Consider the following 14129-nt stretch of genomic DNA (forward strand, 5'->3'; position numbering starts at 1 on the left):
TCTCGTGGTTGCTTCCTGGATGCGCAGGTACGGCGACGCCGCCCGGCATCCTGTGCAGCAGGCGCCCCGGCGAACCGCGTGCCCGAACGCCTAAACCCATTGTACTTGAGCGAAATCCATGCGACTCCTTCTGATCGAAGATGACCGCCCCATCGCACGCGGCATCCAAAGCAGTCTCGAACAAGCCGGCTTCACGGTCGACATGGTCCACGACGGCATTTTCGCCGAACAGGCCCTCACGCAAAATCGCCACGAACTCGTAATTCTCGATCTCGGTCTGCCCGGCATCGACGGCATGACGTTGCTCTCGCGCTTTCGCCAGAGCAATCGGCATACGCCCGTGATCGTGCTGACCGCGCGCGACGAACTGAACGACCGCGTTCAGGGCCTGAATTCTGGCGCCGACGACTACATGCTGAAGCCCTTCGAACCGGCTGAACTCGAAGCGCGTATTCGTGCCGTGATGCGCCGCAGCGGCCCGCACGGCGACATGCCGCGTCCGGAAGTGTCGTTGGGCGGTGTGCGTCTGTCGGGCGTCGATCGTCGCATCTTCAATGACGACAAGCCGCTCGAATTGTCGCCGCGCGAATTCGCCGTGCTCGAAATGCTGTTGCTGCGCCATGGCCGCGTCGTCAGCAAGGCCCAACTGCAGGACCACCTGACGCATTTCGGCGGCGATCTCGGCGACACCGCGATCGAAGTCTATGTGCACCGGGTCCGCAAAAAGCTGGAAAACTGCCGTGTTGAAATCGTCACCGTGCGCGGTTTCGGCTATCTGTTGCAGGAAATCCGTCAGGCCGCATAATGGTCACGAAGGCCCGGGCCGCGCTGACGGCCCGATGACCTGACGGCGCTGCTGGGCCGGCACCGCACATTCATGCCACGGATGCGCGTTTGCGCCGCTGCCCAGCGGCATTCAGCGGCTGCGTTGCCGCTCTGCCTCTTTTATCGCGTTCGTCCATGCCCCACCCGGCCGCGAATAGCCTGCGTCGCACGCTGCTGCGCCGCCTTGCCGCCCCCCTTTCCCTGCTCGCGTTGATGAGCGGCCTGATCGCCTATTGGCTCGCGTGGCAATACACGCAGCATGTGGTCGACCGCTCGCTGGCCGACCTCGCCACGGCCATTTCCAGGCAGATCCAGATTGCCGGTCCGAATGCTTCGATTACCGTGAAACCGCTGGCCCAGGCCATGTTCTCCGATCCGATCGAACATCTCGTCTATCGGATCAGCGACGGCGAAACCGAAATCGCCGGCGATCCGAAGCTCCCGCTGCAAGGCCAGAACGTGCGCATCATGCACTACGCCTACGTGTTCGAGACGCAACACGAGGGCGTCACCATGCGCGTCGCACAAGTGCGCGTGGATCAGCCCAAGGGCAATCCGATCGTCGTGGAGGTCGGTCAGCCGGTCCAGCATCGCATTGAGATCGCCGCCGAATTCCTCATTGCAATCATGATGCCGCTGCTGCTGCTGTTGCTTGCCGGCTGGGTGATTGTGTGGCGCGTGGTCAATCAGCAACTTAATCCGCTCACCAACCTCGCCGATTCGCTGAACCGGCAGACCCACACTTCGCTGGAACCGGTCGACGAGACTTATGTGCCGGTCGAAATCCGTCCGCTAACCGGTGCCCTGAACGCACTGCTCGACCGTCTGAAGACGGCGCTCGACGCGCAACGCAAGTTCATCGCCGACGCCGCGCATCAACTGCGCACGCCGCTCACCGCCGTCAAGCTGCACGCGGAACAGGCGGCTGTCGCCCGCGACCCGCAGCATGCGCTGGCCGCCGTGCATGAACTGCGCGCCGCCGCCGATCGCGCAGTGCGCCTGTCGAATCAGCTACTCTCGCTCGCCCGTGCCGAACCAGGCGAGCAGGCTGCACGTTTCGTCAACATCGACATAGCGGCGCTGGCCTTCGAAACCGGTGCGGAATGGGTGCCGCGCGCGCTCGGCTTCCACGTCGACCTCGGCTTCCAGCGTCTGGACGATCCTGCCAACGATCGCCCGCTCACGGCGCGCGGCAATCCGGTGTTGCTGCACGAGGTGATTGCCAACCTGCTCGACAATGCTCTGAAGTATGTGCCGCCTTCGCGTTTCGACGGCGGACGTATCACGGTCACCGTTTCACAGAGTCACGTCGACAATGTGGCGATGGCGGAGATCATCGTCGAAGATAACGGACCGGGTGTGCCGCCGAACCAGCAAGCGGATCTGTTCAAGCGCTTTTTCCGCGGCGACGGTCAGAGCGAAAGCGGCGTCGACAGCGGTGCGGGCCTCGGCCTCGCGATCGTGCACGACATCATGGTGCTGCATCACGGCAGCGTGCATTACGAAGACGCACCCGACGGCGGTGCGCGCTTTATCGTGCGGATTCCTTTGATAACCAGCAGCCCGGTGCCCAAGCCAGAGAGCCGGCGCGCGCCAAAAAAATCGGCGCACAAGGCGCCGATCGATCTGTAATTCCGCTGTCTTTTCATCTCCCCCGTCGATGGGCCAATCCATGATCTGGCCACCGCGGCAAGTCCGGGCTGCGCTCACGCAGCCCGCGCCTCATTTCTTCTTTTTCTTGCTCTTCTTCTCAGCCTTTTCCGGCGGTGCCAGCATCGTGCCACGGCATTTGCGGGCGCCACACCGGCACTCGTATTCCTTCTGCAGCTTCTTGGTCTGGCGCGCGTCGATCACGAGGCCGTAGTCGTAGAACAGTTCTTCGTCGGCCGCAATATCGCGCAATGCGTGAACGTAGACGTGACCGTCGATCTCCTCGGCTTCGCAATTCGGCGCACACGAATGGTTGATCCAGCGGGCGCTATTGCCGTCCACCTTGCCATCGATCACCCCGCCCTCATCCAGCGCGAAGTAAAACGTGTGATTCGGTTCTTTCGGATTGTGTGGATGACGCCGCAACGCTTCCTTCCACGAGATCCGCTCGCCCTTGTATTCGATCAGCCGCTCGCCGGCCGCAATCGGTTCGACGGCAAACACGCCTTTGCCATGCACTCCCGAACGGCGCACGACGATCCTGCGTGAACTCATTGAATGAATCCTTGTGAAGAACTGGGGGTGAACATCTCGACTGTCGTCAGCGCTGGCTGCCTGTCCGTGGCCGAATTTTCGGACTCGAATAACAAACGCGGCGCCTTGCGGGCGCCGCGTCGACATGCAACGCACCTGCGTCACATCCGGCATCGTACACGCTTGATATGGCTTCCTTCAACCGTCACAACGCCTTCCACGTGTTCTGCCCGTTATCGACCTAACGTTGTCCGAACGAAATGTCGCCGAAGAGTGCCTTTTGATCGCGCGGTTGCGAGCGCCAATACTGCGGCGGCGCCTCCACCGTCGCGCCCAGTTGGGCCGCGGCATGCCACGGCCAACGCGGGTTATAGAGCAGGCCGCGAGCCAGCGCAATCAGATCGGCGTCGCCCTCTTCGATCAGTTGCTCCGCGTGAAACGGATCGGTGATGAGACCCACCGCGATGGTCGTGAGACCCGTGGCCTGTTTCACCGCATGCGCAAACGGCACCTGGTAGCCGGGTTCGAGCGGGATCTTCTGCAACGGCGAAACGCCGCCGGAAGAAACGTCGATCCAGTCGCAGCCGCGTTTTTTCAACTCCTGAGCAAAGGCAATCGTGTCGTCGAGGACGCAGCCGCCTTCGACCCAGTCGGTGGCCGACACGCGCGCGCCAACCGGTTTGTCGGCCGGAAATGCGGCGCGCACGATCTCGAACATCTCCAGCGGAAAACGCATGCGGTTTTCGCGCGAGCCGCCGTATTCGTCGGTGCGTTGATTGGCGATGGGAGAAAGAAACTGATGCAGCAGGTAACCGTGCGCCGCGTGGACTTCGAGCGCGTCGATACCGAGTCGCGCAGCACGCCGGGCCGACGCCGCGAACGCCTCGCGCACCCGGTTGAGACCGGCGGTGTCGAGGGCAAGCGGTGGTTCTTCGCCAGCTGTGTGCGGCAGCGCCGACGGCGCATGCGGCAACCAGCCACCGTCGGCGACCGGAATCAGCTGACCACCGTCCCATGGCACATGGCTCGACGCCTTGCGGCCCGCGTGCGAAAGCTGCATGGCTACCGGAATCGAGGAATACTTGCGGATCGCGGCGAGCACTGGCACGATCGCGGCTTCGGTGACGTCGTCCCACAGACCCAGATCGCCCGGCGTGATGCGGCCGTCGGGTTCAACCGAGGTCGCCTCGATACACAGCAGACCCGCACCCGATAACGCCATGCTACCGAGGTGGATCATGTGCCATGCCGTGGCTTCGCCACGCTCGGCGGAATACTGGCACATTGGCGACACGACGATGCGATTGGCAAGCGTCACGCTACGTAGCGTGAGCGGAGAGAAAAGCGCGCTCATGGATTACGCCCAAGGGAAGCCGAGGAGCGTTTGAGGATAGCACCGCGTTCGATTCACTGCAGGACAATTGCCCGCGCCGACCGGCTACGCTGCTACTGAACCCGTCAGGAACCTGATTTGAAGCTGACCTGAGCCTGGTAGTCCGTAGTGTTTATGGCTTCGCCGCGCTGTTCTCGACCTGATCGAGCCATTCGCCGAACATCCGGCGCGCCCCTTCCTCAAGACCGGGACCCCATTGCGCGGTCTGCGCACGCAACTCGCACACGTCGATCCCTTCCGCCACGATTTCTCCGGCGTTCCCGATCAGCCAGGGCTCGAAACGGTCAGCCCGGATTTCCGGGTGGCATTGCAAACCGAGCACGTGCCCGCCCCAGGAAAATGCCTGATTTTCGCAAGCAGGCGTCGAGGCAAGATGAATGGCGCCGGACGGCAGATCGAAAGTGTCGCCGTGCCAGTGCAGCATGGAGGTGAGCGCGCCGTCCACGTGACGAAGCGGCGATGCGCGTCCTGCGTCGGTCAACGTGAGGGGAGTCCAGCCGAGTTCAGTCCGGCCTGCTGGGTAGACCCGGGCGCCAAGCGCTCGCGCAATTAGCTGCGCGCCGAGGCAAATGCCGAGAGTAGGCAAACCCGCTGCGATCCGCTTTTCGATCATGGACAACAGTGGCAGGAGCGTCGGGTAGCGCACGTCGTCACTAGCGCTGATCGGGCCGCCCAATACCACCATCAACGACGGTGCAACGGGGTCGGGGGCTTCGATACGACCGAGGCCGACATCGAGGTAGCGTACCGGCTGGCTGCGCTCGCCCAGTACCAGCTCGAGACTGCCTAGATCTTCGAAGTGGACATGGCGAATCGCCAGAACTTCGTGAATCATCGGCAGATTCCATCATCAGTTGGACAAAACAGACAGCTCGCCAGACGGCGCGAGGCCGGTCGGGCAGACTCGCATCGAGCGGCCACCTGACCGGCTTCGCAATTTGGCAAACCCGCGTTACTGCGCGTAGATCTTCCAGGTCTTCTTCTGCGTCGCGATATCAGCAGCTTCGTACACCGAGCAATCCAGACGCACATCCGTGTCCGACATGTTCAGATTGAGCAGCTTGCAATGATGCGGCGTCTTCTTCGCGTTCTTGCTCGGCTCGAAATGCGTGCACGTCAGGCACATGCGGTGCGTCGGAATGCTTTCCTGCGTCTCGAGCTGATACACCGTCTTCAGCAGCGTACGGTAGAACAGTGCCTGCTCGTCCTCGCGCAGCGTGCCGACAGCCTTGGTGAGGAAGTCCGGCCATTGCGCGGCGCGCTTGGCGGATGTGCGGCCACGGGCCGTCAGACGTACCGCGAGGGCGCGACCGTCGTCGAGTGCACGGCGCTTTTCGACCAGCCCCTTGCTTTCGAGGGTGCTGACCGCATCGCTCGTGGTCGCGGCAGTCAAGGCCGTTTCACGCGCGATTTCGCCGAGGCGCATCGGACCCTTGCGTTGCATCAGCAACACCAGGATCTCGCCTTGCGTGGGCGTCAAACCCGCGCCTTCCGCCCACTCCCATGCCTGGCTCCGCATGGCCGTGCTCAGTCGCAATAGGCTGTGGGTGACTCGCCCGGTTGCCTGCTCTCCGTATACGCCTTCGCTCATAATCTTTCGTTCGTTATTGACAGCATGTCGCTGTTTAGCCGTCGGGCGCCAAACACGCCGGCAGCCTGTATGGGGGCAGCCTCGCCCGGACCACGGACGGACTGTGAATCAACTCATTCGAAAATCTACAGCTTGCAACGCCCTTTCTGGCGCGCCCTACCACACCATTTTTTTGCCACCTCCGTCCACCCCACTGCTCGCCAAGCCGGCCAGCGGTACAACGTGATCGAAGCTGCGAAAACGACATTCTATGCGAGAGCGGCAAATCGTACAGCTAACTTATTCACCGGATCCTGTGGATAAGCACGGGAAAACGCCGGGGACTGCATGTGCACCGATTCTTGACAAGCTTCCCAGCCGTTTCGCCACCACCAGAGTTATCCGCCATTCCCCGCCGGGATGCGCACCCGAACAGCAGGGTTATCATTTACGCATGGCGTTGACTTTGCAAGGAATTATTCAGTTGTCCACAGGCCCGTGCAATGCTTGTTAACTACTACTACGTTTGTATACGTAAACTTTAGAAACACTAAGGAAACCTGAGCTCGAATCAGGATAACGAAAAAAACGCAAAAGACTGTTTCCAAGGGCTCAAGTTGCTCAGGCTGCCGTGTTTCCTTGCTTTGTCAGTTATCCGTTTGTCACGCACGCCACTGCAGACACTGTTGCCGAACGGCCTCGTGTAACGACTTTTCATGTTCGAACACGGTCCGCAACCAGGTTGCATCGTTCACCTGACCACGTGCTATCGACGCTACTTCCGCGAGCGCCTTACCCGAACCTAACGCCTCGGCATGCGGCGCGATCCGCTCGAGCGTTTCGAGGATGTCTTCCGAAATCGTCTTGCGCTCGCCGGTTTGTGGATCGATGCAGGTACCCGCCAGTCCGAAACGGCAGGCCTCGAAGCGGTTGAAGGTGTACACGAGGTAATCGTCTTCGCGCGGCGTCAGCGGTTTATCGAGCAGTAGATGACGCGCGAGCGTCTGGATGTAGCAGGCAATCGCCGCGGCGCGATCGACCGACAGTGGCGTATCCATCACGCGTACTTCGATGGTTCCGAAACCCGGTTTTGGACGAATGTCCCAGTAGAAATCCTTCATGCTGTTCACGACGCCCGTGTGAACCATCTTCGAAAAATACTCTTCGAAGCTGTCCCAGGTCAGCATGAACGGCGCGCGGCCGGAGAGCGGGAACGCAAACACCGAATTCAGACGCGCCGAATGAAAGCCTGTGTCCACACCTTGCACGAACGGCGACGATGCCGACAGCGCGATGAAGTGCGGAATGAAACGCGACATGGAATGCAGCAGATACAGCGCGCTGTCCGAATCCGGACAGCCAATGTGTACGTGCTGACCGAACACCGTGAACTGCTTGGCGAGATACCCGTACAACTCGGAAAGGTACTGAAAGCGCGGCGTATCGACGATCTGCCGGTCGCTCCATTGCTGAAACGCATGTGTGCCGCCGCCGCACAGGCCGACGTTCAGGTGGTCTGCCGCAGACACCAGCGTGTCGCGAATCGTGCGGAGATCGGCCAGCGCCTGCTCGTGTGATGTGCAGATGCCGGTCGACAGTTCGATCATGCTTTCCGTAATCTCCGGCGTAATGTTGCCGGGGATTTTTTCATCCTTTATGAGCCGCAGCAGATCGGTGCCGGCTTTGGTCAGATCATAGTCATGGGTATTGACGATCTGCATTTCGAGTTCGATACCGAAGGTGAACGGTTGCGAATCGACGAAACGTTCGAGTGACATGGCGTCCCCTGATTCAAGTCGGCGAGGCAGGCGTCACCTGCGCCGCCGTTTTCAATATCGATTGGTTACTGCAAGGAATTCGGATTTATTCCGTAATCCGCAACAATTATTCGCGACGCTCGCCCACCAGCGCGAGCGAGCGATAAACCAGCCACGGTCCGAGAATCTGCAGGACAACGATCGAACACATCATGATCGCGCGCAGGCTCGGATCCAGATTCGGATAAAGGGTGTACGTATCGTCGACGAGCAGATACGCCAACGCTGACATGGGCGAAAGCGAGAGACCGAGCGCGACGCCCTGCTTCCAGTTCAAACCGCTGGGCTTCGCGAACGCGAGCACACCGACGAGTTTGCCGACGAGCCGCGCAATGATCAGTCCAAGCGCCGCCAGTCCGCCGATGCCAATGTCCTTCCATTCGAACGAAGTCAACGTCAGCACGAACAGAATCACGGTGAGCAACCACCCGGCGGTGCCGAAATGTTGCGGCCACAGTTGCGGGCGCGCCTCCATGTTCTTCACGATGATGCCGGCGGCGAGCAGACTGAGAATCGTCGAGAGCTTGAACAGATGCGCGATGGCGATGGCCAGCAGCACGAGGCCGAACAAGGCGACGAACGAATGCTCGTCCTGCATGTTCATCCGGCGATAGAAAAAGATGCAGGTGCGTGCGAGCGCAAACGCGAGTACGAGCGATCCGATCAGCAGATAGAGCGGCTGCAGGATGGTGGCGAACACATTGCCGTAGGCTTCCTGATGCAGCCAGCCCGACACGAGCTTTTCAACCACGACCGCGTACATGCTGTTGAGCGCGGTTAGCGTCAGGAGCCGCTGCGTGACCTGGCCTTCCGCACGCAATTCGGTTTTCAGCTGGATCACCATCGCGGGCGACGTGGCCATGGCGATGGCGGAGAGGACCAGGGCGACGATCGTCGGAATATGCAGGAATAGCAGGACCGGCAAAACCAGCACGAATGTCAGCGTGGATTCGGCGATGCTCGACAGAATCAGCCACGGATTGCGGCGGATCCAGCGCAAATCGAGGCGGCTGCCGAGTTCGAACAGCAACAGGCCGAGCGCGACATCGAGCAGTGGCCGGGCCGCTTTTGCCGAAACTGTGTCGATCACACCGAAGCCGGCCGCGCCGGCTACCAGACCGATGACGGCATATCCGGAAATGCGTGGCAGACGCCACGCGCGATAGCAGAGTTCACCGCACAAACCGGCGGTGAGCAGGGCAAGGCCTGCCCAGAAAATGGCATCGGGTGAGAGCGGCCAGGCTGGGAAGAATGAAAACGCCGACTTCATCGTGGTGGGTTCTCCTTTGTCGACCGGAGTTGGCGCTTCAGCGCCTACTCCGGTCCCATGCAACATAGTTGCTATCAGCAACGGCAGGTGACACGAAGCGGCGAAACACTTGATAAGTCCGCCAACGCGCGAAGTGTCGATTGCTGTGTGCTGTGTGCCGACCAGCGTTGCGAATTGTCACCGATCGGGTGAAATCTGAACGCGCCAGACCTACAAACCTGCAAGCGGCGAACCCGGGTGTGCCGCAGCAGCACAGGCTGCCGCTAGCGATGGGTCCCGGCACGGGTGAAGGAACGCCGTCGACTTGAATCAGAGTCTGATAGACCGGCACCGTTCAATGAGTGCGTCCGCCGTTTGACACGGGGCATGACGCGGAAAGAACGGCGATTGTGCCATAGCTTTTCTGGCTCGATTGGAAACGCTCGAATGAGCGGAGGAAGCGGTAAAAATGAGTCTGGTTCGCGGAAGAACAAGAAAAATCGACCGGACGAAGCGGTCGTCATTTTCCAGTTGCGGACCCATAGCTGGAGTTCTTTCTAATTTTTTGCCGGGCCTTGCAGAGCGTTTCGTCAGCACGTTTGTCGGGTCGTTCGCCTTCGTTACGCAATGGCCTTTCTGTTTATTGGTTTACTCGTATGTATACGTAGTAGCAGTTAACAAGTATCGGCCATTTCTGTGGATAACTTGGGTTTACCTAACGGGATCAGTGCCTTACCGAACGCACAACCGGCTGCACAGGGTGTGCGCTGGCGGCGGGTCGCGGTGGGTAACTTTTCGCGTTTTTGACGCGGGCCGAAGTTACCCCGTTTACGTCCACATCCCATCCACACGTGTTGCGCTTCCATTGAGCCGGGTTATCCACACCAAGCCGTGGATAACTTTTCACCGTTCACGGAGGAAGCCACGGGATCAGCGAGCGGTTCCCTGGCGCAATGCGCGCAACAGGAAACGGGCCGGGTCGAGATCTTCGGCGAGGTCCCGCGGGATGGGCCACGGTTCACCCTCGATTTGCGAAGCAATGAGCTCTGCGCCTAATGCGGCCCAGACGAGACCGCGCGAGCCGTATGCAAAGGCGCTATATAAGCCTTCCGCGCGCGGCAGATCGAGCGGCCATGCGCCGCGCAGGCGCTCGCTTTGGTGGATGGCCGCGGCTTCGTCGGCGAGCGCGCCAATCATCGGCACACGATCGCTCGTCACACAGCGAAACGCGACGCGTCCAGAGAGCGACGCGGCATCCTGCGAAGCGAGCGTACTGGCGAGTGCCGGTAACATGTGTGCGAGGCGTTGCAGGTTCTCGATGTGGCCGGCGGTTTGCACCGCGCGTTCGGGATCGTCGACATCGTAGGTCGCGCCGGTTAGCGTGATGCCGTTGGGAAGCGGCACGGCGTAACCTTCGCCGATCACCGGCAATGCCAGCGACGACAACCCGCCAGCAGGAAGCAAGGTGAGTTGACCCCGCACGCTGCGAGTGGGCGCGTAGCGCAATCCGGCGAGCCGCGCGGCATCGTGCGCGTTCGCAAAGATCACGGCGCTCGCACGTGCCAGCACATGTCCGTCAGCGTCGAACACGTTCCATTCATCGCCTATCCGTTCGACGCATGCAGCTTCCACGCCAAAACGCCGCTCGAGCCGCTCACCGGCCGAGGCACATTGCGCCGCGCAGAGCGAGGCCGGATCGATCCAGCCGCCGTGCGGAAAGAGCCAACCGTCCTGCGTCAACGGAAACTTCGTAATCCTCTCTGCTTCGGCACGCGCGAGTGGTATTACGTATTCCTCTGGATAGGCGAACCTGGCCAGCGCAGCGGCCATCATGCTAGCTTCTTCTTCGCTCGACGCGAGTTGCAGGAGTCCTTCCGAACCACGCAAAGTTTTATGTCCAGCCTGTTCGAGTGCGTTCCAGCGTTGCAAAGCGTAGAGAAAACCGCTGCGTGTGATGCGCGAAGCCACGCCATCGTCACGGGAAAGTAGCGGGTGAAACACGCCAGCCGGATTGCCGGACGCATCGCGTGCGAGTGCAGCATGCCGTTCGAGCGAAGTCACGCGCCAGCCGCGCGCAGCGAGCCGCTCGATCACCGCGCAGCCGGCCAGCCCCGTCCCGATCACGACCGCGTGCCGTTCGCGCACTGCGAGCGGCGTGGGCGGTTCATGCCTGCGTACCCGCCAGCGAGGCGCGAAGCGGCCCGTCAGCATGGCGCGTTTCCAGCCGAAGCCTTCGATCTTGCGATATTCAAAACCGGTTTGCGTGAGAGCGCGTTTTACATCACCGGCACTGGTATAGGTCGAAAACGTGGCGTCTTCGCCGGCGAGGCGGGCGAGCGCCTTGAAAATGGTGGGCGTCCACAGTTCGGGATTTTTCGCGGGCGCAAAACCATCCAGATAAAAGGCGTCGGCGCGTAGCCAGAGAGTCGGCAAGGTGTCGGCGGCGTCGCCGAATACGAGTGTCAGCGTGACGCGGCCGCCTTCGAATTCGAGCCGGTGCGTGCCGGGGACGAGCATCGGCCAGGCGTCGGCAAGTGTCTGACCGAGGGAAACAATTGATGCATCCGCAAGCGTCGCGGCATACGCGTTTAGTAAATCAGCCTTTGTAAACGGGTGTTTTTCTGTCGATACGAAATGTAGCCGCTCGCAGCGTGCCGGGTCGGCGCGCCAGGCGGCCCACGTCATCAGGAAGTTGATGCCCATCCCGAAGCCGGTCTCGAGCACGGTGAACAGGCGTCTGCCCTGCCATCGACCGGGCAGGCCGTTGCCTTGCAGGAAGACGTATTCCGCCTGGGCGAGACCGCCCACGGCGCTGTGATAGATGTCGTCGTGGCGCGGCGAGAACGGCGTACCGTTATCGCGAAACGCGAGGATGGCGGGGATCAGCGGTTCGGTCATGCGGGGTAAAAAGCCTACGGACGAGTGGGCTAAGCGTTACCGGACGGGGCACTCCGGCCGTCGCGCAATGGACCGCCATGGGCTAGAAGGCGTCTGGAACGTTGGCAAAAACCAACGCCAGCCTCATGTAAAGCCCTGGTTAGACGGTGGTTTCGATTCCAGGAATGGCAAAAATGGTAATTTCGTGAATGGGCGGGCCCAGCAACCGCGTAAATCTTCGAAACCCTTGTCCAGATTGGGTTTGCGCTGCGCTATCATAGCAAGCGCCGCGAAGGGAAGCGGCAGCACGGCCGTCGCGCAGATATCTGCCCGGCGAGTTTGTCCGGAGGGCTCCGGAGCCGTAGCTGCTCGACGGCGCGGCCCGCGCACGTATAATCGGCGCGTTCGCGCTGTTCGTGTCAACCTAAACCAGAAAGGAACCTTAATGAACAAACAGGAACTGATCGACGCCGTCGCAGGTCAGACGGGCGCCAGCAAGGCTCAAACCGGCGAAACGCTGGACACGTTGCTTGAAGTGATCAAGAAGGCTGTGTCGAAGGGTGACGCGGTCCAGTTGATCGGTTTTGGTAGCTTTGGCTCGGGCAAGCGCGCAGCACGTACGGGTCGCAACCCGAAGACCGGCGAGACCATCAAGATCCCGGCAGCCAAGACCGTCAAGTTCACGGCTGGCAAGGCGTTCAAGGACGCAGTCAACAAGCGCTAAGCACATCGGTGCTGCGTTGGTGAAACCCGCCTCAGGCGGGTTTTTTTTCGTCCGCGTGCTGGATTGGATGCGCCGCGAGCGCGACGCCATGATGCGCGATCAACCCGCCGGGCAACGCGCAATCAGTGATGGTGATGCAGGATTTCGCCACTGCCATGATCGTGATCGTGGTGATGGTCGTGGTCGTCTTCGCTGTCGAAGTCCCACGCCGGGAACGGATCGTTGAATTGCAACCAGCCCTGCGGGCCCAGCGCATATTCCTCATCGCTTAACAGGCAGGCGTCGAACTTCGCACGCCACACAACCGGATCGATGCCGACGCCGATCATCACCAGTTCCTGACGACGGTCGCCGATGCTGAAGTCGTCCGCATCACCGTGCCAGTCGGCGGCGATTTCTGCGGCGAGTTCGTCGTCGCCGTCGGGCCATTCGCTGCGGTCCTGGGCGGCCCACCACATCCCCGCCGGACCATGACGGCAAGCACCGCCGGCTTGCGAGAGCGAACCGGCAATGTCGTTGCGCGTTGCGAGCCAGAAAAATCCTTTGCTGCGCAATACGCCCTTCCACTCTTCATGCAGCAGTGTCCACAGACGCTCCGGATGAAACGGCCGGCGGGCTCGATAAACGAAATTGCCGATGCCGAACTCGTCCGCCTCGCCGCTGTGGTCGTGCTCGTGATGCAGCGAGGCGAGCCAGCCCGGCGCGCTCGACGCTTCGTCGAAGTCGAAGCGGTTCGTATGCAGCACTTCCTCGAGCGGCACGACGCCAAAGCGGCTGACAACCTGCACCGCACGCGGATTGATGCGAGCGAGGATGCGTTGCAAACGGGTGAGATCGTCCGCGCTGACGAGGTCGGCCTTGTTCACGACGAGTACGTCGCAGAACTCGATCTGTTCGATCAGCAATTCGACCAGCGTGCGGTCGTCCGCTTCGCTCGCGGCAATACCGCGTTCGGCGAGGGCGTCGGCGGAGCCGTAGTCGCGCAGGAAGTTGAAGGCATCGACCACCGTCACCATCGTGTCGAGCCGCGCCACGTCCGAGAGCGAATGGCCGTCGTCGTCGACAAAGGTGAAGGTCTCGGCGATCGGCATCGGTTCCGCAATGCCGGTCGACTCGATCAGGATCGCGTCGAAGCGCTGTTCGGCGGCAAGGCGGCGGATTTCAGTCAGGAGGTCGTCGCGCAGCGTGCAACAGATGCAGCCGTTCGACATCTCGACGAGCTGCTCTTCCATATGGGACAGCGCCGCGGCATCGCGCACGAGGGCCGCATCGATATTGACGGCGGCCAGATCGTTGACGATCACGGCGACGCGCAGGCCCGCGCGGTTGGCCAGAATATGGTTCAGGAGCGTGGTCTTGCCGGCGCCCAGAAAACCGGAGAGCACGGTGACGGGCAGAGTCGGCTGGTTCATCGCAGTACGGAAACGGAGAGAATTAGGAGGCGTGCCGGGTGCGCAGCGAGACGCCAGAACCTCGGCAGCACGAAGCCG

The 14129-nt window shown here is 61.3% G+C and carries 11 protein-coding genes; 3 read left to right on the plus strand and 8 right to left on the minus strand.

Annotated features, from left to right (window positions below; translation table 11 throughout):
* Window positions 1–118: 118 nt before the first annotated feature.
* Both P3T43_RS10475 and P3T43_RS10480 read left to right on the plus strand, forming a co-directional pair.
* On the plus strand, window positions 119–805 hold the full coding sequence (locus P3T43_RS10475) for a response regulator transcription factor (RefSeq protein ID WP_074262960.1): 687 nt from the start codon (window positions 119–121) through the stop codon (window positions 803–805).
* 155 nt (window positions 806–960) lie between these two features.
* The gene (locus tag P3T43_RS10480; protein ID WP_429280970.1) at window positions 961–2457 is read left to right on the plus strand and encodes an ATP-binding protein; all 1497 of its coding nucleotides are present in this window, start codon (window positions 961–963) and stop codon (window positions 2455–2457) included.
* A 90-nt stretch (window positions 2458–2547) separates the two neighbouring features.
* Here P3T43_RS10480 and P3T43_RS10485 read toward each other — a convergent pair whose 3' ends face one another.
* From P3T43_RS10485 to mnmC, 7 genes are all read right to left on the minus strand, one after another.
* On the minus strand, window positions 2548–3030 hold the full coding sequence (locus P3T43_RS10485) for an SET domain-containing protein (protein WP_429280971.1): 483 nt from the start codon (window positions 3028–3030) through the stop codon (window positions 2548–2550).
* 220 nt (window positions 3031–3250) lie between these two features.
* On the minus strand, window positions 3251–4363 hold the full coding sequence (locus P3T43_RS10490) for an NADH:flavin oxidoreductase/NADH oxidase (protein ID WP_429280972.1): 1113 nt from the start codon (window positions 4361–4363) through the stop codon (window positions 3251–3253).
* Between the two features lie 151 nt (window positions 4364–4514).
* A complete protein-coding gene (locus P3T43_RS10495; RefSeq protein WP_429280973.1) occupies window positions 4515–5237 on the minus strand; it encodes a glutamine amidotransferase in 723 nt (240 codons plus the stop codon).
* A 117-nt stretch (window positions 5238–5354) separates the two neighbouring features.
* Window positions 5355–5993 carry a MarR family winged helix-turn-helix transcriptional regulator gene (locus P3T43_RS10500; protein WP_429280974.1) on the minus strand — a complete coding sequence of 213 codons (639 nt, stop codon included), beginning with the start codon at window positions 5991–5993 and terminating at the stop codon, window positions 5355–5357.
* Between the two features lie 641 nt (window positions 5994–6634).
* On the minus strand, window positions 6635–7750 hold the full coding sequence (locus P3T43_RS10505) for a YbdK family carboxylate-amine ligase (RefSeq protein ID WP_429280975.1): 1116 nt from the start codon (window positions 7748–7750) through the stop codon (window positions 6635–6637).
* Window positions 7751–7856: 106 nt separating this feature from the next.
* Window positions 7857–9059, minus strand: a complete 1203-nt coding sequence (locus P3T43_RS10510) for a cation:proton antiporter (RefSeq protein WP_429280976.1) — start codon at window positions 9057–9059, stop codon at window positions 7857–7859.
* Window positions 9060–9968: 909 nt separating this feature from the next.
* Complete coding sequence (mnmC, locus tag P3T43_RS10515) at window positions 9969–11936, minus strand: bifunctional tRNA (5-methylaminomethyl-2-thiouridine)(34)-methyltransferase MnmD/FAD-dependent 5-carboxymethylaminomethyl-2-thiouridine(34) oxidoreductase MnmC (protein WP_429280977.1); 1968 nt, start codon at window positions 11934–11936, stop codon at window positions 9969–9971.
* A 424-nt stretch (window positions 11937–12360) separates the two neighbouring features.
* Between mnmC and P3T43_RS10520 the strand changes: the two genes are divergently transcribed.
* Entirely contained in the window at window positions 12361–12639 is a 279-nt protein-coding gene (locus P3T43_RS10520; RefSeq protein ID WP_074262967.1) for an HU family DNA-binding protein, read from the plus strand.
* A 122-nt stretch (window positions 12640–12761) separates the two neighbouring features.
* On the opposite strand, the gene P3T43_RS10525 is transcribed toward P3T43_RS10520, so the two are convergent.
* Window positions 12762–14051: a GTP-binding protein gene (locus tag P3T43_RS10525; RefSeq protein WP_429280978.1), complete on the minus strand. Its 1290-nt coding sequence runs from the start codon at window positions 14049–14051 to the stop codon at window positions 12762–12764.
* Window positions 14052–14129 lie beyond the last annotated feature (78 nt).

The sequence above is a fragment of the Paraburkholderia sp. GAS41 genome (assembly GCF_050436545.1).
GTDB lineage: Bacteria > Pseudomonadota > Gammaproteobacteria > Burkholderiales > Burkholderiaceae > Paraburkholderia.